The 25,312-nt window shown below is 63.3% G+C and carries 23 protein-coding genes and 1 pseudogene; 7 read left to right on the top strand and 17 right to left on the bottom strand.

Annotated features, from left to right (window positions below):
• Positions 1-10: 10 nt before the first annotated feature.
• From srlE to AC56QP_RS22030, 3 genes are all read right to left on the bottom strand, one after another.
• A complete protein-coding gene (gene srlE / locus AC56QP_RS22040) occupies positions 11-1,015 on the bottom strand; it encodes a PTS glucitol/sorbitol transporter subunit IIB (RefSeq protein WP_497100365.1) in 1,005 nt (334 codons plus the stop codon).
• Between the two features lie 16 nt (positions 1,016-1,031).
• Positions 1,032-1,793 (bottom strand): PTS glucitol/sorbitol transporter subunit IIC, encoded by a 762-nt coding sequence (gene srlA / locus AC56QP_RS22035; RefSeq protein WP_489858074.1) that lies wholly within the window; start codon positions 1,791-1,793, stop codon positions 1,032-1,034.
• Between the two features lie 166 nt (positions 1,794-1,959).
• Positions 1,960-2,397, bottom strand: a complete 438-nt coding sequence (locus AC56QP_RS22030; RefSeq protein ID WP_489858075.1) for a transcriptional regulator GutM — start codon at positions 2,395-2,397, stop codon at positions 1,960-1,962.
• 194 nt (positions 2,398-2,591) lie between these two features.
• On the opposite strand from AC56QP_RS22030, the gene AC56QP_RS22025 reads away from it, so the two are divergent.
• Together AC56QP_RS22025 and AC56QP_RS22020 are read left to right on the top strand one after the other, a co-directional pair.
• Positions 2,592-3,233, top strand: coding sequence for a hypothetical protein (locus AC56QP_RS22025; RefSeq protein ID WP_489858076.1), 642 nt, complete (start codon positions 2,592-2,594; stop codon positions 3,231-3,233).
• 94 nt (positions 3,234-3,327) lie between these two features.
• Positions 3,328-4,002 carry an HAD family hydrolase gene (locus AC56QP_RS22020; protein ID WP_489858077.1) on the top strand — a complete coding sequence of 225 codons (675 nt, stop codon included), beginning with the start codon at positions 3,328-3,330 and terminating at the stop codon, positions 4,000-4,002.
• Here AC56QP_RS22020 and AC56QP_RS22015 read toward each other — a convergent pair.
• From AC56QP_RS22015 to AC56QP_RS21990, 6 genes are all read right to left on the bottom strand, one after another.
• The gene (locus AC56QP_RS22015; RefSeq protein WP_489858078.1) at positions 3,999-5,147 is read right to left on the bottom strand and encodes a DUF930 domain-containing protein; all 1,149 of its coding nucleotides are present in this window, start codon (positions 5,145-5,147) and stop codon (positions 3,999-4,001) included. The two genes, AC56QP_RS22020 and AC56QP_RS22015, sit on opposite strands and share 4 nt — an antisense overlap.
• A gap of 105 nt (positions 5,148-5,252) precedes the next feature.
• Positions 5,253-5,996, bottom strand: coding sequence for a 5'/3'-nucleotidase SurE (gene surE / locus AC56QP_RS22010; protein ID WP_489858079.1), 744 nt, complete (start codon positions 5,994-5,996; stop codon positions 5,253-5,255).
• Entirely contained in the window at positions 5,996-7,159 is a 1,164-nt protein-coding gene (locus AC56QP_RS22005; protein WP_489863544.1) for an MBL fold metallo-hydrolase, read from the bottom strand. Before AC56QP_RS22005 ends, surE begins: the two co-directional genes overlap by 1 nt.
• Positions 7,159-8,238, bottom strand: a complete 1,080-nt coding sequence (locus tag AC56QP_RS22000) for an ABC transporter ATP-binding protein (protein WP_489858080.1) — start codon at positions 8,236-8,238, stop codon at positions 7,159-7,161. Before AC56QP_RS22000 ends, AC56QP_RS22005 begins: the two co-directional genes overlap by 1 nt.
• Positions 8,226-9,929, bottom strand: coding sequence for an ABC transporter permease (locus AC56QP_RS21995; RefSeq protein ID WP_489858081.1), 1,704 nt, complete (start codon positions 9,927-9,929; stop codon positions 8,226-8,228). Before AC56QP_RS21995 ends, AC56QP_RS22000 begins: the two co-directional genes overlap by 13 nt.
• A gap of 96 nt (positions 9,930-10,025) precedes the next feature.
• Complete coding sequence (locus AC56QP_RS21990; protein WP_489858082.1) at positions 10,026-11,012, bottom strand: ABC transporter substrate-binding protein; 987 nt, start codon at positions 11,010-11,012, stop codon at positions 10,026-10,028.
• A 261-nt stretch (positions 11,013-11,273) separates the two neighbouring features.
• Here AC56QP_RS21990 and AC56QP_RS21985 point away from each other — a divergent pair, with 261 nt between their 5' ends.
• Positions 11,274-12,245 (top strand): sugar-binding transcriptional regulator, encoded by a 972-nt coding sequence (locus AC56QP_RS21985; protein ID WP_489858083.1) that lies wholly within the window; start codon positions 11,274-11,276, stop codon positions 12,243-12,245.
• A 15-nt stretch (positions 12,246-12,260) separates the two neighbouring features.
• Here the strand turns inward: AC56QP_RS21985 and AC56QP_RS21980 are convergent, their stop codons facing one another.
• The 6 genes and pseudogenes from AC56QP_RS21980 to AC56QP_RS21955 all read right to left on the bottom strand — a co-directional run bounded on the left by AC56QP_RS21980 (position 12,261) and on the right by AC56QP_RS21955 (position 18,408).
• Complete coding sequence (locus AC56QP_RS21980) at positions 12,261-12,629, bottom strand: hypothetical protein (protein ID WP_489858084.1); 369 nt, start codon at positions 12,627-12,629, stop codon at positions 12,261-12,263.
• Between the two features lie 115 nt (positions 12,630-12,744).
• A pseudogene (locus tag AC56QP_RS21975) lies at positions 12,745-14,093 on the bottom strand (pyruvate dehydrogenase complex dihydrolipoamide acetyltransferase).
• Positions 14,094-14,096: 3 nt separating this feature from the next.
• Positions 14,097-15,095: an alpha-ketoacid dehydrogenase subunit beta gene (locus AC56QP_RS21970; RefSeq protein ID WP_497100366.1), complete on the bottom strand. Its 999-nt coding sequence runs from the start codon at positions 15,093-15,095 to the stop codon at positions 14,097-14,099.
• Positions 15,095-16,123 carry a thiamine pyrophosphate-dependent dehydrogenase E1 component subunit alpha gene (locus AC56QP_RS21965; RefSeq protein ID WP_489858086.1) on the bottom strand — a complete coding sequence of 343 codons (1,029 nt, stop codon included), beginning with the start codon at positions 16,121-16,123 and terminating at the stop codon, positions 15,095-15,097. Before AC56QP_RS21965 ends, AC56QP_RS21970 begins: the two co-directional genes overlap by 1 nt.
• Before the next feature lie 2 nt (positions 16,124-16,125).
• Positions 16,126-17,454, bottom strand: coding sequence for an NAD(P)H-dependent oxidoreductase (locus AC56QP_RS21960; protein ID WP_489858087.1), 1,329 nt, complete (start codon positions 17,452-17,454; stop codon positions 16,126-16,128).
• Positions 17,455-17,853: 399 nt separating this feature from the next.
• Entirely contained in the window at positions 17,854-18,408 is a 555-nt protein-coding gene (locus tag AC56QP_RS21955; protein WP_489858088.1) for a TetR/AcrR family transcriptional regulator, read from the bottom strand.
• A 145-nt stretch (positions 18,409-18,553) separates the two neighbouring features.
• Between AC56QP_RS21955 and AC56QP_RS21950 the strand changes: the two genes are divergently transcribed.
• Together AC56QP_RS21950 and AC56QP_RS21945 are read left to right on the top strand one after the other, a co-directional pair.
• The gene (locus tag AC56QP_RS21950; protein WP_489858089.1) at positions 18,554-19,894 is read left to right on the top strand and encodes an efflux RND transporter periplasmic adaptor subunit; all 1,341 of its coding nucleotides are present in this window, start codon (positions 18,554-18,556) and stop codon (positions 19,892-19,894) included.
• Positions 19,891-22,974 (top strand): efflux RND transporter permease subunit, encoded by a 3,084-nt coding sequence (locus AC56QP_RS21945; RefSeq protein ID WP_489858090.1) that lies wholly within the window; start codon positions 19,891-19,893, stop codon positions 22,972-22,974. Before AC56QP_RS21950 ends, AC56QP_RS21945 begins: the two co-directional genes overlap by 4 nt.
• Positions 22,975-23,174: 200 nt before the next feature.
• Here the strand turns inward: AC56QP_RS21945 and AC56QP_RS21940 are convergent, their stop codons facing one another.
• Positions 23,175-23,636, bottom strand: coding sequence for a L,D-transpeptidase (locus AC56QP_RS21940; protein ID WP_489858091.1), 462 nt, complete (start codon positions 23,634-23,636; stop codon positions 23,175-23,177).
• A 352-nt stretch (positions 23,637-23,988) separates the two neighbouring features.
• Between AC56QP_RS21940 and AC56QP_RS21935 the strand changes: the two genes are divergently transcribed.
• Positions 23,989-24,321 carry a hypothetical protein gene (locus tag AC56QP_RS21935; protein WP_489858092.1) on the top strand — a complete coding sequence of 111 codons (333 nt, stop codon included), beginning with the start codon at positions 23,989-23,991 and terminating at the stop codon, positions 24,319-24,321.
• A 40-nt stretch (positions 24,322-24,361) separates the two neighbouring features.
• A complete protein-coding gene (locus AC56QP_RS21930; RefSeq protein ID WP_489858093.1) occupies positions 24,362-24,529 on the top strand; it encodes a hypothetical protein in 168 nt (55 codons plus the stop codon).
• 69 nt (positions 24,530-24,598) lie between these two features.
• Here the strand turns inward: AC56QP_RS21930 and AC56QP_RS21925 are convergent, their stop codons facing one another.
• Positions 24,599-25,285, bottom strand: coding sequence for a winged helix-turn-helix domain-containing protein (locus tag AC56QP_RS21925; RefSeq protein ID WP_489858094.1), 687 nt, complete (start codon positions 25,283-25,285; stop codon positions 24,599-24,601).
• Positions 25,286-25,312: the final 27 nt, after the last annotated feature.

Raw genomic sequence — 25,312 nt, 5'->3', positions numbered from 1 at the left:
CGTGCTTTCTCTAGAAAACGATCAGGCTGACGACCCAGGCGATCAGCACCGAGATCGGCCCCATGATCTGGCGGCTGATGAGCACCGCCGGAACGCCGATCTCGATCGTCTTCGGCTTGGCCTCACCGAGCGCCAGGCCGACAGGAACGAAGTCGCAGCCCACCTGGGTATTGTAGGCAAACAGCGCCGGCAGCGCCATCGCAGGCGAAATCGTGCCATTGGCGATCTGCGGACCGATGATGGCCACGCCGATAACCTGCGCGATGACCGCGCCCGGTCCCAATATGGGCGACAGGAACGGCAGGCCGCAGATGGCCGAGATGATCAGCAGGCCGACGATGTTGTTGGCCAGCGGACCCATCGGCTGCGCCAGCACATCGCCGATGCCGGTGTACAGGATCAGACCGATGAGCATGGTCACGAAGGCCATGAACGGCAGCACGTTGCGCACGACCTGGTCGATGGTGCGGCGGCCGGCATTGAAGAAGATGCCGACGACACGACCCATGACGCGGCCGATCGAACTGATCAGCCCGATCACGCCGCCCTCGCTTGGCAGCGCCTGTGGCGCCGCGGGCGCATTGTTGTTGCTTGAACTCATCGATGCTGCTCCCCCCGCAGTGGTGACCGCCTCGGATCCGTCCGCCATTGTGACATTGGCCGGCTTCACGCCCGAAACGTAGATGTCCTCGGTGATGAACTGGGCGAGCGGCCCAGCCTGTCCGACCGGCGTCAGATTGACGGTCGGGATACGCTTGCGCGGATAGACGCCGCATCGTGCGGTGCCGCCGCAGTCGACGACGACCACCGCCATCTCGCTTTCGATCGGCGGCGCCCTGAAGCCGTCGACGGCTTCGGCGCCGGTCATGTCGGCGATGAGCTGTGCCACCGGGTGAATGCCACCACCGGTGACGGACACGACCTTGCTGCGCTGTTCGGTTGGCTCGATGACGAGCGGACCGCCCCAGCCTGTGTTGCCCCTGGAGATACGGACGGCTTTGTATGTCTTGGCCATGATGTCCTCCCCGCCCTTACAGCTCGACGCCCTGGCGGCGTGCCATGATGGCGGTGATGCGCTCGGTCAGCATGCCCTTGAGCAGGATGACGACGAGACCGACAATGGCGTACCAGATCGCCACCTTGACGTGGTAGCCGGCGACGACGGCGCCCTTCTTTTCCAGCTCCAGCAGAGCGACCAGAATGCCGCCCCAGACGAAGTATTCGCCGGGATTGATGTGCGGGAACAGGCCGAGCGGGGGGTGGACGTAGGACACGGCCGCGTCGTAGAAGGCCGGCTTGTGCTTTTCTTCCAGGAACGATCCGAACGTGTAGGCCATCGGGTTGGTGAGGAAGAACACCGCCAACAACGGCAACAGCGTGTAGCGCGTCAGCGCGATCCGGCCGGCGCCACGCGCCAGACCGTGGACACGCTCTTCACCGACCAGTTCGGTGACGGCATAGAAGGCCGTCATCAGCACCACCAGCGTCGGAATGATGCCGGTGACAAAGCCGGCGAAAACCTCGCCGCCCTTCTGGAAAATGCCGATGAAGTATTTGCCGATGGCGGTCAGCCAGCCGAGCTGCTCCTCCTGCTGGACCTCTTTCAGCTTTTCCTTGAACTGATCGACGGTGATCGGCCCGCTGTCCGCTTGCGCCAGGACAACGAGATGGTCAGAGGCATGCTCGACGGCGAGCTTGCCATGCAATGCGGCATCCGAGACCATGGTACCTGCAACATGCAGATTGTGCATGGCCATGTCGGCATGCTGCGCCAACAACGAAAATACAGACATTTCTCCTCCTTATGCCGTCCCGCCGGTTATCCCAGTCGGCGCACGGCGTCCTCTAGAGCATGATGCCGAAAAGTGTGAAGCGGTTTTCGGGCGACATCATGCTCTAACCCTTTGATTTAGAGGCGGATTCAGATTTCAGGTCGATTCGACCTGAAATCATCCGACTCTAGGCCCTTGCTACGTTCAAGCCGGACAGGCCCGGCCTCTTCCCCGGCTCCGACCGTGCTTTGTCGATCTGTTCGATCGCCCGCTTCACGGCCTCGGCCACACCGGGTTCCCCCTCTCCCATGATTGCAGGATTGGACCGGAGTCGATCGAGGGGAACGCCCTCGAATTGTTGATGTCGTTTGAACTTGGTGAAGACGGACCGGCCGCTCATTATCATCAGGCGGCGCACAATCAGGTCAGGCGTCACCACGACCAGCGCGATGGTTCCCTTGGCGAATCGACCGCGAAAATTGCCGGCGCCGACGAAGCCTTCCTTGTATTGATCGGTGACGCCCCGGAAGACGTCCGAATAGTGCCGCATCTGCAGCCAGACGCCGAGCGATTGCAGCGCCCACACAATAACCAGCAGAAGCAGTCCCCACTGCCAAATCGCCATTCGGTTTCCTCCCGAAGCCTCCGTCGCACCGCACCTTGGCCCGGCGCGTGACAACAGCAAAGTGAGAACATTTGTTTCCGAGAATGTCAATATGTATGATATTGACGTTGCTGTCGTCATCCACAGGGGACGCTGATCGATTTCGGCGGCGGCGCTGTTGTGCTAGTCTTGCCGGGAAACAGGAAACGAGGAACATGGATCTGCCCTTCAGGGACGAACTGGCCCTTATGCCCGACCTTCGCCACCGGTTGCGGCAGTTGCGCTGGTTTCGCGCCACCTTTCGCGGCAGCGCCAAGGTGGTGTCCGACACGTTCGGCGTGCGCTTCGAAATCGATGAGGCCAAGCTCACCAGGGCCTTTCTCGACTGGGTCGAGATCATGGAGGCGCAGAAACGCTTCGCCGCGATCGACCGCGCCGACTTCATCGTCTTTGCCGCCGGCCTAGTGCTGCGCGAACTGATAAGACAGGCACCGGCCAGGGAGGTCTCCGGCCTTACCCAGCTGATTGAAACGGATTCGAATTCCGGAACGCTGGAAATCGTCCGCTTCTGGCCGGAAGGATTCCTCTATACCAACTACTGCGTGTCGGTGATTTCGGCGATTTGTGAGCAGGAATTCGGCAGCGCGCCGAGCATCGACAAATGCGCCGACGACCTGCGCACCTGGTGGTCGTATCGCGAGAATGTGACCGAGATGCCGGCCTATGCGGTGGCTTTCCTCGATCGCTTCCTTGGCGCGGAGCCGAACTGGATCACGCCGGACCGGGCGCAGTCCCGGCAAGCCATGCAAAGGGCGCTTGGATCCTCGCGCGCGAGCGATGCGCTGCGCCAGCTTTGAGTCTCGCCGGTCTCGCTCCACCGAAACACCGCGCTATTGAACATTTGACTTTTTGTCGATAGCGATGTGCGAAATTGACTCCGGGGAGATGCGCGTGGCGCGATCAAGGCCTATCATTTTCGATTGCGACGGCGTTCTCGTCGACAGCGAGCCTTTGGCCGCCAGGGCCTATGAACGTGTCTATGAAAAGCATGGCATGCCCGGCGTCCATGGCGGCATCATCGCCCAGTGCATCGGCATGAAACAGTCCGACATCATCGTCAGGATCAGGGAATTGACCGGCCATCAGTTTCCATCGGCGGCGGGCGGCGATATCTGGGCCGAGACCAAGATCCTGTTCTCGGAGGAACTGAAGCCGACGCCAGGGATCACCGCGTTTCTGGAGACGCTTGCCGGCGACCGCTGCGTTGCCTCGTCATCCTCCGTCGAGCGCATAAACCACAGCCTTGCGGTGACCGGACTGGCGCGCTTCTTCGGCGACGCGATCTACAGCTCCTCCATGGTCAAGAACGGCAAGCCCGCGCCCGACATCTTCCTGTTCGCCGCCGACAAGATGGGCGCCAATCCCGCCGACTGCATCGTCATCGAGGATTCGCCCTTCGGCATCCAGGGTGCGGTTGCCGCCGGCATGACGGCCATCGGCTACACTGGTGGCGGGCATACCTATGCCGAGCATGGCGCACGGTTGACAGCAGCCGGTGCCGATTTCGTCTGCGCCGACTGGCACGAAGTTAGCCGGCAATTGGCCAGGATCGGCGTGCCGGCCTAGTTTAGCGGATACTTAGTGAATCCACGGCTGGCCCATTCGCCAGGCGGGACTAATGACCCCACACGGAAGTTGAAGGATAGGACCCTCGTCGCATTGGGGTCGACTTCACATCGGAAGTTTAGATTATACCAGGTGTTTCTGGTGCTGAAGGCCGCCTGAGCAGGATTGAGAACATTGCCTTTGTCCAGCGTAATGGTTGGCACCCATTTGACCGGAAAGTCGGCACTTTGCAGTTCCTGGCTCAGGACATTGCCGCAAAGGGTGGCCACGCGCTGACCGCGCGGCACATTCTCCATGGAGCTTGTGGCGAAGGCATTGCCGGTCGCTCCCTGCGAGTAAAGCTTTCTGACGCCCGGAAGGCCGGAATAGATTGGCGATCCTGCAACGTCGTTGTTGGTGGGATTTGACCTTCCAGCATTCCCGATCGGTGCTTTGAAGGCTCTTGCGGGTTTGAACGTCAACGTCTTGGCAGGTTTGGGCTTTACCTTTCCAGTTGAGGCTGGAGGCGCCGGCTTACCACCGGTCTCAGCCGCCAATGGCTTTGGCGTCACAACCGCCTGCTTCTCCTCGTTTTGCGCGGGTTTGGCGTCCGGCGCGGCGGCGTCCTGCTTTTCCTCGCCTTGCGCGGGCTTTTCGTCCGGCGCAATGGTGGCCGGCTTCTCGTCGGGCTTGCTGGGCTCTGCCTTCTGCTGTGGCGTTGCGGCCGGGGCGGGCTGGGTCGGCGCGGGTGTCGGTGTCATAGGCGGCTTCGCCGCCTCATCTTTGGCCGGTGACGGCGTGTTGAGCTCAGCGCTGCTTCCGTCGAGCGATTTCTCCGGCCCCGTATCTTTCTGGCCGTACTGGAAAACGCGCTTCAGAACCTGGTCGTCTGACGGTTTCGGCGGCTTCGGAGGCGACTTTTGTTCGGGCGGCTTTTCAACCTTCTTTTCAGGTGTCGGCTCCGGCGGCTTTGGAGCAGGTTTCGGCTTGGGCTTCTCGGGCGGCGGCACGATCGCGACATTGACGGGCTGTTCCTGTTGATCCGGCTGCTGCTCGGATCTCGGCACGCCAAAGAACAAGAACGCTGCGATCAAGGCATGCAGGATCAGCGATACGGCCAAGGCCCATCGCCAATTGCGAAACCACTCTCGTATCTTGCCGTTCATTGCGCCCGATGTGGAATGAAATAGCGGCGGCTTCAAGCATAAGGATAGGATTGGCGCAATTTGACCGCTGACAGCTTGGTGATCTGGCTGATTACGCGCAGAAGGTCAGCCCAGAATCTCGCCCACAAACCGTTCGTCCAGCCGCGTTTCTCCAAACCAGTTCAGCCGGTTGATGCTGGCGAAGCCGGCGTCGATCACCGCGTTTTCGTCGCCCGGCTGGCTGGCATGAGCCCGCCCGCGCGGAACCGTGATGACCGTGCGATCTCCGTCGCTTTCCACCACCTCCGCCGTGCGGCCGATTTTGTCACGGCCGATGCGCGGCTGCCGGATCTCGGCTGGCAACGCGGTCGGTAGATTGACACTCAGCCAGTGGCCTTCCGTTGCCCAGTCGGCGCGCGATTGCCATAATGAGGCGATCAGCGCGCCCAGCCACGCGTCGTCGGCATCCATGAAATCCGGGTTTTTCACGCGAGAAAAACCGATCGCCGGCACCCCCCAGAAGGTCGCTTCCCGGGCAATGCCCAGCGTGCCGGAATAAGCGAGGTCCTCAGCGACATTGCGGCCGTCATTGACGCCCGACAGCACCAGGTCCGGCTTCTGCGCGTCAGCAAACAGCCATGTCATCGCGCTGACCACACAATCGGCCGGCGTGCCGGAACAGGAATACCAGTTCACCTTGACGTGCCGCATCGCCAACGGCCTGGCGATCGTCAGCGACGCGCCGGCGGCGGTGCGCTTGCCGTCGGGCGCGACCACCCACACATCGTCGCTCAAACCGCTGGCGGCGTTGACCAGCCGGGCAAGGCCCGGCGCGTCGATGCCGTCATCGTTGCAGATCAGAATTCTCATTATTTGCTTCCTTGCGGCACGATGATGCGCTGGCCGGTACGGCATTGCATGCGCAGCGACGGAATGTGGTTTTGCAGGTCACCGAGAAGATCGCTCGCGCAGGAATGACCGAGCGCTGCGGGTCGCCCCGCTTTCTCCCAAATATCGACATTGCCCGACAGCGTCGGATGTGTCGGCATGCGCACCCAGTCCGCCCGGCCGGCCTTGTGCAAGAGATCACCCGGGGAACCCAATGGCAGATGCCCGGTGAGCAGCACCGGAAAACCGGCCTCGTCGGCGCGCGGCAGAAGGCGCGATGACGGGCCGGCCTCACCCATGCCGTCATCGGCCAGCAACGGCATCGGCGGCAACGGGTCGGCTTCGGTCCAGTCGGCCGCGTCCAGCAAGCGGCGCCGCAGCAGTTCGGAAACACCTGGCAACAAGGCCGTCGTGGCGCCGATCTGCGTTTCGAGCGATGAACGCATGCCGGCATGGATGGCAAACGGCCCCGGCAAGGCCGCGATCAGCTCCAGCGACCGGCCCGACAACGGCGTCGGCAACAGGCATCCGTTTGAATGTCTCGCCACCCAACGCGAAATTTCTCGCGCCCGCGCCGCCCCAGGTACGGGATCGGCGCCGTAGGAAGCATCGAGTACAAGCAGATCGCAGCGCGGAATCGTGTCCATGACGAACACGTTGCTGTCCGGCACGACGTCGGCCGAATAGGCAACGCGGCTTTTCCCGTCATCGACGGCAAACCAGACGCCGCCCACGACATGCCCAGACCGCCCCGTCCTGATCGCGAGACCCCCGCTCCTCAGCGTGTCGCCAGGTTCGAAAAGAGCGATGCGATGGCTCGGAAAGGGGAACTTCCTGAGGTCCCCGGGATTGGCATAGGCGGCAAGCGTGGCCGGAGCCTCATCGTAGGTCTCGGCGGTCATGAAGATCGGTCCATTATATCCGCGAGACAACAGCCAGCTCAGCGCGCCGACATGATCCTCGTGAGCATGCGAGACAAAGAGCGCGTCAATCTCGGCGAGCGAACCATTCAGCGCCGGATAGTATTCCGCCCCCGAGGCGCCGACCTTGATGCCGACGTCGAGCAGGATGCGGTCGCTGCCGCTGCTGATAGCGAGGCTGGTGCGGCCCTTTTCCCCAAAGCCGCCAAGCAAATCGAGCATCATCACGGTGCCGCTCCCGCCACCGGGATGAGCCAGCCCGATCGTATCCGCAGGCGGGCCCGCGCTCCGCTCTCCAGCACGACCGGGTCGGGCTGTTCGAAATGCAAGGTGAGGTCGGGGGCGGCGAAAGGCGCGAATTCGATGCGCGCTGCGCCGCCTTGGTAGATCACCCTCTTGATCAGCCCGTCGAAGCCGGGGCCGTCGGGCGACATATCGAGATCCGCTGACCGGCAGCAGATCCTGGCACCGCTCCGAGGCCGCTCGCCGGGGCGGCAACGGACGACCAGCTCGGCCCCGAGAACCCTGACCTTGCAGCGACCGGCCTCCTCCGCGCTGAGCACATCGGCCGGGAGCAGAATGCCTTGCGAAATGAAGGAAGCCACCATTTCATTTGCCGGCTCATGATAGAGCTCGCGCGGCGTCGCCAACTGCGCTAAGCGACCACCATCCATCACCGCGATCCTGTCGGCCAGCGCCATCGCTTCAGCCTGGTCGTGGGTGATGTAGAGGATGGTCGTGCCCGTGCGTTTGTGGAAGGCGGCGAACTCGTCTTCCATCGAGGCTCTCAGATGCACGTCCAGATTGGCCAGTGGCTCGTCGAACAGCACCAGCGAGGGTGCCGAGACAAGGCAGCGCGCCAAGGCCACTCGCTGGCGCTGGCCGCCGGAGAGATTGGCGGGTCTGCGCTCGCCCAGCCCCTGCAGATTGACTAGGGCCAGTGCGTCCTCAACCTTCTGGCGCGCGACGGCCCTGTCCAGCTTGGCCACCTTCAGCGAATAGCCGATGTTCTCGGCGACCGTCATGTGCGGCCATAGTGCATAGTTCTGGAAAACGATGCCGACGCGCCGTTTTTCCGGCGCGACACTGCCGCCCTTGCCCGACACGGTCTCGCTGCCGATGCGTATCTCGCCTGACGTCACCTTCTCAAATCCGGCAATCAGCCGCAGCAGCGTGGTCTTGCCGCAACCGGAGGGCCCAAGCACCGCCAGGAACTCGCCGTCGGCGACGTCGATCGACACATCCTTCACCGCATCGAAGTCGGCGAAGCTCTTGGTCACATGGTCCAGGCTCAATCGCGCCATGGCAGAACTCCGGCCGGAAGATAAGGGGCGAGCAGATTGGTCACCAGCATCAGCACGAAGGTGACCGCCACGGTGATGACAGAAATCGCCGCCGCGTAGTTGGAATCGCCGCCCTGCTCGAAGGAAAACATCACCACGCCGATCGTCTCGGACCCCGAGGACCACAACAGCGCCGAAACGGTGAGCTCGCTGAGCGCCGTCATGAAGATCAGCAGGCCGCCGGCGATCGCCGCCGGTGCGACCAGGGGAAAGATGATCGTGCGCATGCGCATGAACAGGCCGGCGCCCGCCACCTGCGCTGCTTCCTCCAGCGCCCGGTCGATCTGGTGATAGCCGCTGATGGTCGGCCGCAGCGCCAGCACCAGGAAGCGGGCGAGGTAGGCATAGAGGACGATCCAGACGGTGTTGTAGAGCTGGATGCCGGTCAGCGGGATCGGCCGCAGGAACAACAGCAACGAGGCGATCGCCAGCACCACGCCGGGCAAGGCGTAGGGCAGTTCGACCGACAGGTTGAGCAGCCTCACCCAGCGCTGCTTGCCCCAGGCGATCAGATAGCCGATCGGCACGGCGACCAGGACCGCGAAGAAGGCTGCCGCGATCGACAGCCAGAAACTGTTGAAGAAGGCGCGGCTGGCCGCGTCATGCTCGAACAGCACGAAGCGATAATTGTCGAGCGTTGCCGTCCTGGCGTTGAGCGCGATGCCGTAACCCGGCACCAGCGACGTCAGCACCAGCCCGAATAGCGGCAGGAACAACACCAGGACGATCAGCAGCCACATACCGGCCTGGACCGCGGGCCGCCAGCGGCCAAGCTCGTAGGGCTCGGCGGGCAGCGATGTCGAGCTGATGCGGTAGTCGCGGCGGCGGCTGATGACCTCCTGGGCGAAAATGCCGGCCATGGCGATGGCGCCGATCAGCACCGACAGGAACGCCGCCTCGCCGAGCACGGCGGGGCCACCGCCTGCCAGCCGCTGGTAGATCAAGGTCGGAAGCACGAGATAATTGGCGGGAATGCCGAGGAAAGCGGGAATGCCGAAATTGCCGACGCAGGACACGAAGGCGAGTGCGGCGGCCGCCATGATCGACGGCGTCATCAGCGGCAACACGATGGTCACCAGCACGGTGAACCAGCCGGCGCCGCCGGCGCGAGCCGCCTCGACCAGTTCGCGCGGCAGCTTGCGCAGGCCGGCGCGCACCAGCAGGAAGACCAGCGGGCCATACTGCACGCCGAGCAGCAGGATGATGCCTGATGTGGAATAGAGCGGGTTCTTCGTGCCGAGCGGGGGTGCTGCGCCGAACAGCTTGAGGAACGGGCTTGCCGGGCCGAACAATTGCAGCCAGGCCAGCGCCGTCACCTGCGGCGCGATCATCAGCGGCATGACGTAGCAGAGCACCAGGGCGCTGCGGCCGCGAATGTCGGTCAGTGTGATGAGGACGGCCACCAGCGTCCCCGACAGCACCGCAAGGACGGTGCCGCCGATGCCGACCACCAGCGTGTGCCAGGTCGCGATCCAGGTCGCCGGGCTGGCGAGCCCGGCTTTTATCGCCACGGTCGACAGAGTGCCGCCGGGCGCTACGATCTCCTTGATGAGCCGCAGCATCGGCAGCAAGGAAAGCAGCACGATCACGACGGCTACCGCCGCCGTCAGGGCCATCTCCTGGCCCCGACTCTCCCTGATCGATGTTGACATGATTGCTTTTCCTGAAGATCGATCAGCCGATGCGATCGAGTTTCGCCCGAAGCGGCCGGGATGCTGGTGAGACGGCATCCCGCCGCGATTGCCGGCTCAACCGCCGAACAGCTCCGAGAATTTCGCCTTGTCGGCGTCGGTCCTGGCGACGATCGCCTTGGTGTCGAACGGCATCACCTTGACCTTGACGCCTTCCGGCAGCCACTCGGGGCGGCCAACCGAGGCCCGCGCCGGCAGGTAGCCCATGGACAGCGCCAGCTTCTGGCCTTCGTCCGAAAGAATGAAGTCGACGAACTTCTTGGCGCCATCGACATTCTTGGCGGTCTTCATGATGGCGACCGGTTCGGTCACCGCCGGCACACCTTCGCTGGGGAACACGAATTCGACCGGCGAGCCCTTCTTCTTGGCGTTCATCGCCATGAAGTCGACCAGGATGCCATAGGGCTTCTCGCCTGATGCCACCGACTTCAGCACGGCGCCATTGCCGCGCACGCTGACGGTGTTGTTGGTCTTCAGCTTCTGGAAGAAATCCCAGCCATAGTTGGCGTCGCCGACGAAGCCCGAGAGCAGGTAGGCGGCCGCGCCCGAATAGAGCGGGCTCGGCATGACCAGGCCATCGGCATAGGCCGGCTTGGCGAGATCGGCCCAATGCTCCGGCTTTTGCGCCGCCGCGGTGTTGTAGACGATGCCGGTGGTGATCAGCTTGCTGCCGAAATAGGTCTTGTCGGCGTCATAGGCATCCGCCTCGATGCCGTCGAGCTTAGCCTCGGGATAAGGCAGCAGCCGGTCATCCTTCTTCAGCAGTTCCATGCTGACCGCGTCGGCGATCAAGAGCACGTCGGGCTGCGGGCTGCCGGCGGCGAACTCGGCTGCCATCTTGGTGAGGATGTCGCTGGTTCCGGAGCGATAGATGGTCACGTCGATGCCGGGCTGCGCCTTCTTGAAGGCATCCACGGTCTTGGCCGCGTCGGCTTCCGGCTGGGATGTATAGAGCGTCAGTGTTTCGGCGCCGGCCGAGCCGGCAAACAAAGTTGCCGCGAGCGCAATTTGGCTGGCCAGCAGCTTGATGAATAGCGTCTTCATGTGACCTCCTGTCTTGTCTGTGCACGACCGGTCCGGCCCAGGCCAGTTCCCCGTCTCTTCCTCCCTGCACGGCGCATATGACTGGTGGATGACACAGCGCGTGAAACCCAAAAAATATGTTCATATGTACATTGTCAATTACAAATGAACAGGATTGTGCGACAATCGACGGGCCGGTGATCCGGCATCAGTTGACATCCGGCCGGCGTTTCTCCGAAGAGGGAATGCGGCCAGGCCATGGCTCATGAGGGACGAGAACCGATGCCCACGGAAAAACCCAGACCGGCTCGCCTGCCGATGGTGTCGTCGGACCTCAACGTCAAGACCGCCTGGCTCTACTATGTCGAAGGGTTCACCCAGGAGCAGATCGCCGAAAAGCTCGATGTCAGCCGGGTGAAAGTCATGCGCACATTGGCCGCCTGCACCGCCGAGGGCATCGTCGTCACCATGATCAACGCGCCGACCGCCGAGCAGGTCTCGCTCGAACGGGCATTGGAGAAGCGCTGGAATCTCAACGCCGCCGTCGTCATCCCGACGCCTTCGGCGCACGAGCATCTGGAGAAGGCGATCGGCCATGCCGTCGCGGCCTATCTCGGCGAGCAGATGCGGGACGGCATGACGCTGGCGATCGGCGGCGGCGCGACGCTGCATGCCAGCCTCGGCTTCCTCGCCCGCCGGCAACTGAAGCGCGCTTCGGTGGTGGCGCTGGTCGGCAGCCTGCCGCATTCGCAATGGATCAATCCGTCGATCGTCGCCGCCAAGGTCGCCGATGTCTTCGAGGTCGACAGCTATCAGATCACCGCGCCGGTGACGGTCGACAATCCCTCGCTTCGCGATCTCCTCTGGGCGCAGCCGACCTTGCAGGACGTGCGCCAGCGAGCGGCTGCGGCCGACATCGCGCTGCTGACGGTCGGCGACATGTCTCCCGATGCCACCATCTTCCGTCACGGCATCGTGCCGTCATCGCTGATCCCCTCGCTGAAGGCAAAGGGCGCGGTCGCCAACATCCTGTGCTATTTCGTCGACGCCGCCGGCAGGCTGGTCGATCACGAGGTCAATGGACGCGTCATGGCCATCGATCTCGATGTGGTCGGCCAGGTGCCGAACGTGGTGCTGGCCGCAGGCGGCAAGCGCAAGGTCGCGGCGATCCTCGCCGCGCTGAAAGCCGTCAGCACCAATGTACTGATCACCGACAGCGATACGGCCACGGCGCTGCTGGCCAAGGCTGGCTGAGACTCGGCGGCGTGGTCAGATCAGGCCGCGCTCGCGCAAGAAATCCTCGACGCCGACATGGGTCATGGATTCGAACTCGGCGATCGCTTCGGCCACCCGCTTGCGCTGGGCCGCCAGCAGCGTGAACACCTGTTTCATCTCGCCGGAAACGCCAAAACGGCTCCACCGCTCGGCGATATGCGCCGACAGGCCGATATCGGCGCAGAACGCATCCAGGCTGTCATAGCCGAGGCCGACGACGAGTTGCCTGGTTTCCTCCGCCGACATGCGCGGCTCGAAGGCGTGATCGTGCAGGCGCTGCGCCACCAGCTTGATGTCGGACGGCGACGCGCCCATGACCTTGCTGAACAATGTTCTGACGTCGGACGGGTCGAATGCTGGCATGTTTGGCCTCCCTGGATCGCAATCCACCTGGAAGATGGGTCAAGGGTTCGCACCTGACAAGTCGTTTCTGTTGTAAGCCGGCGCATCATTTGGCGCCGGCTCGCGACAGGAGGCCCTACACCAGCATGCCCATCGGGTTCTCGATCAGCCGCTTGAAGGCGACCAGCAGTTCGGCACCCAGCGCACCGTCGACGGCACGATGATCGGTCGACAGCGTCACCGACATCACCGTGGCTATCTTGATCTCGCCGTTCTTGACCACCGCCCGCTCCTCGCCGGCACCAACGGCCAGGATGGTCGCGTGCGGCGGGTTGATGACGGCGGCGAAGTCCTTGATGCCGAACATGCCGAGGTTCGACACCGCCGTGGTGCCGCCCTGGTACTCTTCCGGCTTCAGCTTGCGGCTGCGCGCCCGGCTGGCCAGATCCTTCATCTCGTTGGAGATGGCGGACAGCGTCTTTTCGTCCGCCTTGCGGATGATCGGCGTGATCAGGCCACCAGGGATCGACACGGCAACGCCGACATCGGCATGCTTGTGCTTGACCATGGCGCTCTCGGTCCATGAGGCATTCGCATCCGGCACCGCCTTCAGCGCCATCGCCATCGCCTTGATGACCATGTCGTTGACCGACAGCTTGTAGGCCGGGACATCGCCCTTGTCGGTCTTCTTTATCGGCGCTGCCGCATTGATCTGCGTGCGCAGCGCCAGCAGCGCATCGAGTTCGCAGTCGAGCGTCAGGTAGAAATGCGGGATGGTGGTCTTGGCCTCGACCAGGCGGCGCGCGATGGTCTTGCGCATATTGTCGTGCGGAACGAGCTCGTAGGAGCCTTGCTCGAACAGTTTCAGCACCTGATCGTCCGACATCGCCTTTACTGGCGCGGCCGGAGCGCCAGTGGGCGCAGCCTTCGCGGCAGGCTTGGCGCCGCCGCCGGCAATCGCCGCGTCGACATCGGCCTTCACCACCCGGCCATGCGGGCCGGTGCCCGATATGGCTGAAAGGGTCAGTCCTGCTTCCCGAGCCAGCCGTCGGGCCAGAGGCGTGGCACGTGTACCCGACGGCGATTGGCCGATCTCCCCCCCTGTGGGGGAGATGCCCGGCAGGGCAGAGGGGGGCGTGACAGAATGCGACGTTGGCGGGGCAGCGCCCCCTCTGTCGGCTTCGCCGACATCTCCCCCCTAAGGGGGGAGATCGGCGCCGCGTCCTGCTTGGTCCCATAAGCCTCGCCGTCGGCATAAATCCACGCCACCGCCGCGCCGACGGCAATATCGACACCCTCCTTGCCGGTGACATCGCGCAGGACGCCACTGGCCGGCGCGTCAATCTCCATCGCCGCCTTGTCGGTCTCGATCTCGAACAGCACATCGCCCTTCTTGACCCTGGCGCCTTCCTCGGCAAACCAGCGCGAGATCTGTCCGGTCGCCATGTCCATGTCGACCTTGGGAAGAATGACTTCGGTCGGCATCGCTCAGCGAACCCCTTTCACGAGGTCGCGCGCGGCGGCAATGATGTCGGGAACCTGCGGCACCGTCGCCTTCTCCAGTTCGGGATTGTAGGGGATCGGCGTCTCGGCGCCGCCCAGCCGCACGATCGGCGCGTCGAGGTAATCGAACGCCTCGCTCTCGGCGATCATGGCGCTGACCTCGGCGCCAATGCCCAGCGTCTTGACCGCTTCGTAGACGCACATCAGCCGCGACGTCTTCTTCACGCTGTCGATGACGGTCTGCTTGTCCATCGGCCGGATGGTCCTGAGATCGACGACTTCGATGTCGATGCCTTCGGCCTCGAGAGCCGCAGCGGCTTCGAGCGCCTTGTGCACCATGATCGAGGTGGCGACGATGGTGAGATCCCGGCCCTCGCGACGGATGTCGGCCTTGCCGATCGGCACCGTGTAGTAGCCTTCCGGCACCGGGCCCTTCATCTTGTAGAGCAGCTTGTGCTCGAAGATCATCACCGGGTCAGAATCGGCTACCGCCGCCAAAAGCATGCCCTTGGCATCATGGGGCGTCGCTGGCTGGATGACCTTGAGCCCGGGCACATGGCCGAGCCAGGCCTCGAGGCTCTGGCTGTGCTGGGCCGCCGCACCGGTGCCGGAGCCGGCGGGAAACCGCATCACCACGGGAACCGAAACCTCGCCCCCCAGCATGAAACGCATCTTCGCCGCCTGGTTGACGATCTGCTCCATGGCGAGCGTGGCGAAATCGGAGAACTGGAACTCGAAGATCGGCCGCATGCCGGTGACGGCGGCACCCACTGCGACGCCGGCGCCGCCCAGCTCCGAAATCGGCGTGTCGATCACACGCTCGGTGCCATAACGCTCGACCAGGTCGCCGGTTACCTGGAAGGCGCCGCCATAGACGCCGATATCCTCGCCCATCAGGAAGACGCGTTCATCCATGTCCATGGCGATCGCCATGGCTTCCTGGATCGCCTGGGCGTAGCTCAGTTCACGCACCATCGCGTCCATCAAGCCTGCTCCGTATAGACATAATCCTGAATGGTGCCGATATCCGGAGACGGGCTCGCCTTGGCGAACTCGATGCCGTCGGCGATCTCCTGCGCCACCGCGCCGCGAATGGCCTCGATGCCCTTGTCGTCGATGAAGCCGAATTCGCGCAGCTCGCTTTCGAACAGGGTGATCGGATCGCGGTTCGACATCCAGTCCTCGATCTCTTCCTTGGTGCGATAGCGATTGCGGTCGCTCTTGGAATGACCGCGATGGCGATAGGTCTTGGATTCGATCAGCGTCGGCCCCTCGCCCGCGCGGGCTCGGGCGACAGCCTGGTGCGATGCCTCGGCGACTTCGGAGAAGATGTTGCCGTTGACGATGACGCCGGGCATCGAATAAGCGGCGGCGCGGTCGGCTATGTTCTTGACGGCGGTCGAACGGGCCGTCGATGTCGACATGCCGTAGCCGTTGTTCTCGCACACGAAGATCACCGGCAGCTTCCAGATCGCGGCCATGTTCAGCGCCTCGTGGAAGGCGCCTTCATTGTTGGCACCATCGCCGAAGAAGGAGACCACGACCTTGCCGGTCTTCATCATCTTGGAGGACAGCCCCGCGCCGACGGCGATCGGGATGCCGCCGGCGACGATGCCATTGGCGCCGAGATTGCCCTTGGCGACATCGGCAATGTGCATCGATCCGCCGCGACCCTTGCAATAGCCGGTGGTCTTGCCGAAGAACTCCGCGAACATGCGCTTGACCTCGGCGCCCTTGGCGATGCAGTGGCCATGGCCGCGATGCGTCGAGGTGATCTGGTCATCCTCGGCAAGCGGCATGCAGATGCCCATCGCGCTGGCTTCCTGGCCGATCGACAGGTGCATGGTGCCATGAATGAGGCCGCGCGTGTAGCACTCCTCCGCGCCCTCTTCGAAGCGGCGGATGAGGTACATCTTGTGGAGCACCTGCTTGAGCTGCTCGGCGCTGTACTGGCGATAGACGAAGGGCAGGTTGGCACGACTGTCCGCGACGGCTTTGCTGGCTCCGGCCATGATCACGCTCCCACGGTGCCGTAGACGAGTTTGTCCTGGCGGGCGCGCAGTTCGGCGATCTTGGAGCCCGCCGCGGGGGCGGCGTTCGCATAGGTGATGAGCTCGCCCTTCTTGATCGGCGCGGTCACCGAGCCGCCTTGCAGCAGGCCGCAGGGAATGGCCTTGGCGGCACGCGCCTCCGGCGCTGTCATGATCCAGGCGCGGTAGCAATATTCGCCGATCGCATCGAGCTTCTCGCCGGGCTTCATGTCCTTCTTGGCCACGGCGCAGACTTCGGCCACGGGCTTCGCCAGCGGCACCATGTCGGCCTTGCCGTAGAGCACGACGCGAGCACAGGTCAGCGGCACTTCGAGGGAGGTCAGATGATAGGGACGGTGGAAGGTGAAGTACGGACCCTTGCCCATCTTCAGATCTTCCATGCGCTCCGAGATACGCGGATGCGACATGTCGGCGACGACGAACACGCCGGGCGCCACACCCTTGCCGATCGAGTAGTCGACGACGCCGACTCTCGACAGCACGCCGCCGTCCTTCTGCGGCACCAGGACCTTGGACAATTCGCCAAGCGTCGCCGCCGGGCCGTGCATGCCGGCCTTGTCGGGAACCAGCCCGGTGGCGTTGGCGATCGCCGCCATCTCGACCATGGTCTTCGACCCGTCGACGAATTCGACCAGCATGCGCACGTTCATATGCCGCCGCTTGGCTTCCTCTTCATAGTCGGGTGGCGTGGCATCGATGTTGAGTGGATTGTTCTTGCCCTTGCCGGCGGCAACGATCGGATGGCCCATCGCCGAAACGAACTCGATCAGTTCCATGCAGGAGGACGGCTCGTCGCCCGCACCCAGCGAATAGGTGACGCCAAGCCGGTCGGCCTCGCTCTTCAGATAGGCGCCGATGGTGACGTCGGCCTCGACATTCATCATCACCAGATGCTTGCCATGCTCCATGGCGCGCAGGCCGATCTCGGCGCCGACGGCAGGGACGCCGGTGGCATCGATCACCACATCGATGAGGTCGTTGTTGATGACCAGGTTGGCGTCGTTGGTTACCGCAATCTTGCCGGCCTCCATCGCCGCCGTCATCGCCGAAGCGTTCGACACCTCGCGCGCGTGACCGGTTTCCTGGAAGGCGATATCCACCGCCCTGCTGGCGGCGGGCAGGTTCAGCTCGGAAATGGCGCCGATCTCGATGCCGGACATATGGGCGACGCGGGTGACGATATCGGTCCCCATCTCGCCGGAGCCGATCAGGCCGATGCGGATGGGCTTGCCCGACTTGGCGCGATCCTCGAGATCACGGGCAAGGCCCGTCAACGAAACATTGGAAGCCATACCGCTCATTCCTCCCACATTGCAGGCTGTTCAATTGCTTGACGGGTATTGAACATCTGTATTTCTGTCAAGACTAATGTCCAATTTGCATACGGTTAGGACCCTTTCCAGCAGCCCGGTCCGGGTGCGAAAAAAAGTGGCTGGGAGAGCCCGATCTCGCGCAGCCCAACGGTTCGCTGGAAAGCGCGCGGCCGACATGAAGTCAGGCGTTGCCGCCCTTCCCGGCAAGGACAGCCGGAACTTGCTCGCTGGGCTGTCAGTGAGTAAAGGCGGCGCCGGTTGGGAAATCGTGGAAATGCACGACCACGCCATCCACGTCGATGAAGATCACGGCATGGGCAGGCGGCTCGGCAATGCGGGGCGGGCGAGAGCCGCTGGCGATGGGCCGTCAGGAGCGCTTCAGGGAAGCACCGGCGACATCGAGCCGGCGATTTCCAGCAAGGACGAGACGAGCAACTGGCGTTCGTCTTTCGACAGGACATCCGAATCGAAGAGGTTCATGCTGCGCAACCCCTCGATGGCGAGATAGCAGACCAGCAGCGACTTGAGGTCCGGCGTCTCTCCCTTCAGCCGCTCGAACAGCTGCCGCTTGAATGTCTTAATCGGTGTCATGAAATCGGGATCCTCGGCGATCGCCGAAAAGATCCACGATGCGGACGGTTGCGTTTCCTCGCAGTCATTGGCCGACAGCCTGATATAGACGGCGAGCGGGTTTTCGCCCCTGTCGTTGGTGCGGGCGGATTCGAGCGCCTGCTCGAACTCGCGCAGATACTCCTCGACCAACCCCTGCATCAATTTGGCCTTGGTCGGGAAATTGTAGAGGAGGCCGCCTTTCGATACGCCGGCGCGGCTGGCGACCGCATCCAGCGACAGGCTGCCGGGCCCGGTTTCCCGAGCAACATCGGCCGCCGCGGCAAGAATTTTCTCGCGCGTATTCGATCTTCGGACTCTCATGGCGCCTCCCATCGCAAGCTTAGGCCCAATTGACAAGACCGTCCAGACGGTACAGTAAGACCGCCGTCATTTGAAATCGGGACCCGCAGTCGATATGTGTCCCGATATCCGCGCTTCGCGCCGGATTTCGACCGAGGGGAATTCCTTGTTTAAGCGCATACTCCGTATCTTTCTCATCGTTCTGGTCCTGGCCGTGCTCATCGTCGTGGTCGGCGGCATTGTCGGCTTCAACTTCCTGCGCGACAACGGCATCAAGCAGTATTTCGCCTCGATGAAACCGCCGGCGGCGACCGTGTCGACGACGATCGCCAAGCCGTCGAGCTGGACGCCGGGCGTCGAGGCGATCGGTACGGTCAAGGCGGTGCGCGGTGTCGACCTGACGGTTGAGACCACCGGCATCGTCAAGGACATCCTTTTCCATGCCAACCAGAAGGTGGCGGCCAACGCGACCCTGCTGCAGCTTGACGACGCGGTCGAGCGTGCCGATCTCGACGCGCAGAAGGCGCAGGCCGCGCTCGATCAGACATCGCTGGCCCGCGCCATCGAACTGACCAAGCGTGGCGTCGGTTCCGACAGCACGCTGGACACCGCGCGCGCGGCGGCCTCGGCCTCGGCGTCTCAGGTCACCAAGCTGCAGGCGGTGCTCGAACAGAAGCAGTTGACGGCGCCTTTCGGTGGCACGGTGGGCATTCCGAAAATCGACATCGGCCAGTATCTGGCGCCCGGCACCGCCGTGGTGACGCTGCAGGATCTCGACACGATGCGTGTCGATTTCTCGGTCCCCGAACAACAGCTGCCGCTGCTCAAGATCGGCCAGACGGTTCGATTGGGCCTCGGCGGTGGGGATATGCCATTTGCCGGCGCCATTCGCGGCATCGACCCGAAAATCGACGCGACCAGCCGGCTGGTGAATGTCCGGGCGGAAGTCGCCAATCCCGACGGCAAGCTGACCCCTGGCCAGTTCGTGCAGGTGCGTGTCGAGCTGCCCGAAGAGCAGAACGTGCTGACGCTGCCGCAGACGGCACTGACCACGAGCCTCTATGGCGACTACATATTCGTGGTGCAGCCGGCAAAGCCAGCCGCCGCGCCGCCTGCGCAGGCAGCCAAGCCGGAAGAAAAGCCGGCCGCGCCGGCAGCCGACAAATCGGCGGACACAAAGCCAGCAGATACCAAGCCGGCCGACGCCATGAAACCGGCAGCCGATGCCGCGAAGCCTGCCGCCGACGCGGCCAAGCCCGCCGACAAGGCGGCGGCAGATGCGGCCAAGCCGGCGGCCGAAGGTGACAAGCCTGCCCTGGTGCTGTCGCAGGTGTTCGTCAAGCCTGGCCGCCGCAATGAAGGCATGGTCGAGATCATCGAGGGGCTGAAGGCCGGCGACGAGGTCGTCACCGCCGGACAGAACCGTCTCTTCAACGGCATGTCCGTCGCCGTCGACAACACCATCGACCCGACCAAATCGGCGAACAAGCAGGCCGACCAGCAATGAGCTTTTCCGATCTCTTCATTCGCCGGCCTGTCCTGTCGACGGTCCTTGCCTGCATGATCCTGCTCCTGGGTTTCCAGGGCATCTTCAACCTGTCGATCCGGCAGTATCCGAAGGTTGACGAAACGGCGATCACCATCACGACGGCCTATCCGGGCGCCAGCGCCGACCTGATCCAGGGCTTCATTTCCGCTCCGATCGCGCGCGCCGTCGCCTCGACCGAGAACATCGACTACGTCACCTCGTCGAGCCGACCGTCCTCCAGCACCGTGACGGTGCAGATGAAGCTCGGCTCCAACCCGGACATCGCGCTCACTGAAGTGCTGTCCAAGGTCCAGGGCGTGCGCGGCACCTTGCCGGACGCCTCCAAGGACCCGGTCATCGTCAAGGGCACCGGCCAGCAATTCGCGATGATGTACATCTCGATGCAGAATCCGAACATGACGAAGGAGCAGCTGACCGAGTATATCGAACGCGTCATCAGGCCACGCATGTCGACGGTCGAAGGCGTCGCCGACGTGCAGATCTTCGGCGCGCAGGAATACTCGATGCGTCTCTGGATCGATCCGGTCAAGCTTGCCGCGCGCGGCGTGACGGCATCGGACGTGCTGACCGCGATCAACAATTCCAACTTCCTCTCCGCGCCCGGCAACACCCAGAACGAATATGTCGTCTCCTCGATCACCGTCCGCTCGACGCTGCAGACGCCGGAGGCATTCGCCGAGCTCCCGCTGCGCTCGACCGACGGCAATGTGGTGCGCCTGCGCGACGTGGCTCGCGTCGAACTCGCCGCAGCGAACACCGATACCAGGGTCAGCTTCAACGGCAAGCCCGGTACCTTCCTTGCCATCTTCCCGACCCCGGCGGCAAATCCGCTGACCACGGCGGCGGCGCTCACCAAGCTCGTGCCGCAAATTCAGGAGACGCTACCGAAAGGCATGACGATCGAGGTCGTCTACGATGCGACCGGGCAGATCAGCGCCTCGATCGAAGAAGTGTTCAAGACCATCGCCGAAGCGGTTGCCATCGTCGTCGTCGTCATCCTGCTCTTCCTTGGCTCTTTCCGATCGGTGATGATGCCGATCATCACCATCCCGCTGTCGCTGATCGGCGTCTGCTTCCTTTTGTTTGCGGTGGGTTATTCGATCAACCTCCTGTCCCTGCTGGCCATGGTGCTGGCGATCGGCCTTGTCGTCGACGATGCCATCGTGGTGGTGGAGAACATCCATCGCCACATGGAGGAAGACCACATGTCGCCGATGCAGGCGGCATTCAGCGGAATGCGCGAAATCGCGTCGGCCATTGTCGCCATGACGATGACGCTGGCTGCCGTGTTCGCGCCGCTGGCCTTTACAGGCGGCCTGACCGGCGCGCTGTTCCGCGAATTCGCGGTCACACTCGCCGGCTCGGTGGTGCTGTCGGGCATCATCGCCATCACCATCACCCCGATGATGTCGGCACGCCTCTTGAAGGCCGGCACGCCCGGCCGTTTCCAGCGCATTGTCGACGGCACCTTCGCACGGGTCGAGCGTGTCTATGAGCGGGCCGTAACCGGTTCGCTGAACTATCGTCCGTTGACCCTGATCATCGTGCTTGCGCTTGTCGGCGTCACCGGCTTCATGTTCACCAAGACCTCGACCGAGCTGGCGCCGGAAGAGGATCAGGGCTTTCTGCTCTCGATCGTGACAGCGCCGCGCTATGCGACGTCCGATTACACCGAGACATACGTCAACCAGATACTTGGCCTGGTGAAGGACATTCCGGAGACGCGGGCGCAGTTCTCGGCCGTCGCCTTCGGTGGTCAGACAAACAGCGCCTTCGTTGGCTTTGCCTTCAAGGACTGGGCTGAGCGCAAGCGCAGCTCGAAGGAATTGCAGGCCGACATAACGGCTCGTATCGCCAAGGTGGCGGGAGTCCAGGCCTTCGTCTTTGCGCCGCCGACGTTGCCGGGCTCCGGTGGCGGCCTGCCCATTGCGATGGTGGTGCGTTCGACCGGCGATGCTTCCGAGGTCTACGAGGCGGCCGAGCAGATCAAGAACAAGGCGCAAGCCTCCGGCCGCTTCATCGTCGTGCAGAATTCGATGGCCTATGACGCGCCGCAGGTGACGGTAACCATCGACCGTGACCGCGCCGCGGCGCTGAACCTGCCGATCGCCGATATCGGGCGGACGCTGACGTTGCTGGTCGGCGGCGCCGAAGTGGCGCAGTTCGACCGCGACTCCAACAGCTACGACATCATCCCGCAGGTGCCGCAGGAGTTCCGCGACAATCCCGAAAAGCTGGGCCAATACTTCGTGCGCAGCGTGACAGGCGAAATGGTGCCGCTGTCGGCGGTGGTGAAGATTTCGACCAATGCGTCGCCGGCCGCGATCGAGCAGTTCAACCAGCTGAATTCGGCGACGATTTCCGCACTTCCGCTGCCCGGCGTCACCACCGGCGATGGATTGAAAGCCCTCGAGGACATCGCCAAGGAGAGCCTGCCCGACACCTTCTTCATCGACTACTCGGGCCAGTCCCGGCAGGAGAAGGAACAGGGCAACACCATCCTGATCGCCTTTGCCGCCGCCGTTCTCGTCATCTATCTGGTGCTGGCGGCGCAGTTCGAAAGCTTCCGCGACCCGCTGATCATCATGATGGCGGTGCCGCTGTCCATCTTCGGTGCGATCGTGCCGCTCAATCTGGGTCTGGGCACGCTCAACATCTACACGCAGGTTGGCCTGATCACGCTGATCGGCCTGATCACCAAGCACGGCATCCTGCTGGTCGAGTTCGCCAACCAGCAGCGCGAAATCCATGGCATGCGGCGGCGCGACGCCATCATCGCCTCGGCCAAGGTGCGACTGCGGCCGATCCTGATGACGACGGCGGCGATGGCGCTTGGCGTGGTGCCGCTGATCGTTTCCAGTGGCGCGGGTGCCGCGGCCCGCTATTCGATGGGCCTGGTCATCTTCACCGGCATCCTGGTCGGCACCATCTTCACGCTCTTCGTCGTGCCCATGTTCTACACTTTCATCGCCAGCAAGGACCTGCCTCATCTGGCCGAGAAGCCGGATCCCAAGCTGATGCCGGCACTGCCGAACTAGGGCAATCTCAGGAAAAGTGTGTAGCGGTTTTTCCGTCCCCAATTGCGCAAGGACAGACGACAGAAAAAAGAGGCCGGAAAATTCCGGCCTCTTTTTTGGCTGCGCTCGATACCGCCGGTTGAGCTGTACTCAATACCGCAGGACACTTTCCGGCGGGAGCTGTGAGAAGCGCACGGCGGTAAGCCGGCCTTCGCAGCCTGCTACTTGACGATGACGATGCTGGTGTTGGTCGGCCCGAACGTTTCGACAAGCTGATAGAAATCGGCGGCGTTGTCGGGATGCAGCCGCACGCAGCCATGCGAAGCCGGCTGGCCGAGACGCTTGATCGCGTAGGTGGCATGCACCGCATAGCCGCCGCTGAAGAAGACCGAGTGCGGCATCGGCGCGTTGTCGTACTTCTTCGAATACCACATCTGGTGCATGCGCGTCGGCTTGAACGAGCCGGTCGGCGTCACATGCGCCTTGTCGCCCGTGGAAACCTTCCACGCGAAGGTCGGCCGGCCATCGACCGAGACTTCCATGATCTGCTGTGAAAGCGAAACGCGCGCCACGATCTTGTTGGCGGCGTGGGCGGCGCCTGAGCCGGCGCCGAACAGAAGTGCGGCACCCGTCAGGGCGGCGGCGGTGATGTGGATGAGCTTGGCGGAAATGGCGGTGTGCATGATGTCCCTCTCTCTGCCGGACTTGGCCGGCTCCAATTCGATGGCCGCTTATCCCTGCGTAATGTTTCGGGCAGATTTCGCAAAATGCTCGTTTGTGTTTCGAATATGTTTCCCGTGGTTAACAAACGGAACTGTTCGCGGCGTGGAAAAGAGAGGATGGACACCATCTGCTGACGAGCAGCCTGGCCAGGAACATAGGGACTTGCCCTTAAACGAAAGTGCGAATTTCCAGCATACGAAAGAATCGCCGTCAGTTTCGAAACCAAACTGCAACAAAGCGCGGCTTCAGGCGGCATGATCCGGAAACAGCGCGCCGTCAGGGTTGACTTAACGAAAGCAGACGGCAACGACCATGGGAACGAAAACGAACACGCAGTCCTGGTTTCTCAGGATCAGCATCGCGGCAGCAGTCATCGGCGGCGTCGGCACGATCGCCGGCAGCCCGGCTGGCAAGCTCGCGGCGATGACCTCGAGCGAAGTTTCAACCCTCCACGCCACCCTGTTTTTCGTCACGGTCTGGATTGTTTCCAGCCTGCGCATCACCCGGCTCAAGGCCCTCTGGCGGGTCGGCCTTCGGCTGATGAGAATGCGCGGCCCCTCCGGCTACTTGCTGCCGAGAGGACCGAGTGCCCGCGCCGCGATGGGGGGCTCCACCGGCGGCGCGGGCACTTCGGAGGTTTCCTGAAGCGACCTGCAACACATTGATTTTTTGGGGAATTGCCACGATGAAAACGAAATTCGCAGCTTCGGTGCTTTCCGCACTGCTTTACGCGCAGGGCCTGCTCGGCTTTGCTGGCCTCGCCACCGTGCTCCTCAGGGACCGCGCCCATGCCAGCGAACTAACCATGGGCAACGACACGCCCATGGGGCCATCGCTTCTCGTGGTGCGTTAAGCTCCGGCGGCATCGGGCCAAGTGGAAAATCCGATGCTCAGCCAAGGAAATAGCGCGAGCGCCCGGCCGTCAGTCGTCGAATTGCCGCGGTGGATCGTACCGGTAACCGGCGCCGCGTATGGTGATGATGGTCTCGGTATCGAGCTTGCGGCGCAGCCGCACGATGCGCGAATCGATCGAGCGGTCGAAGGCGTCGGCGTTTTCGGCTGGCGCCGCGGCGATGATGTCGTCACGCGTCAACACCTTGCGCGGACTGGCCAGGAACAGCCTGAGCAGCGCCACCTGACCCGGCGAAAGCTGCTCCTCCGTGCCGGAGCGATGCATGACCATGGCCGACCTCAGATCGACGGTCGCATTTTCCAGCACAATCAACTCCTGGGCCGGCCTGCCGCGCCGCGCCAGCAGGCCGCCAACACGGGCGGCGAGCTCCCTGACATTGAGCGGGCTTTCGACGACATCGGCCGCACCGAGCTCGAGCGCCAGCACCTTGTCGACAAGATCGGCCGGCCGGCAGATCAGGATGAAATCCGGCCCGTCCTCGCCGCCATGGCGCCGCAACAGATCACGCCCTTCCGCCTGGCTGAGGCTGTCGCCAACGACGACGACCTCGATGCCCTTCCCCGAGAGCAGCGATTCGGCCTCCCACGGCTGCCGCGCCTGACGCACATCGTGGCCACGCCGCTCGAGATGGTCGGCGAGTTCGGTCGCGACCACTTCGGCTACGGAAACAAGCGCGATGACGGATCGTGCGGCCATGTTTTCCAACCGTTCCCTGGCAACCAG

It is taken from the genome of Mesorhizobium sp. RCAM 05104, assembly GCF_059683645.1.
This window is presented reverse-complemented; position numbering and strand designations above follow the sequence as displayed.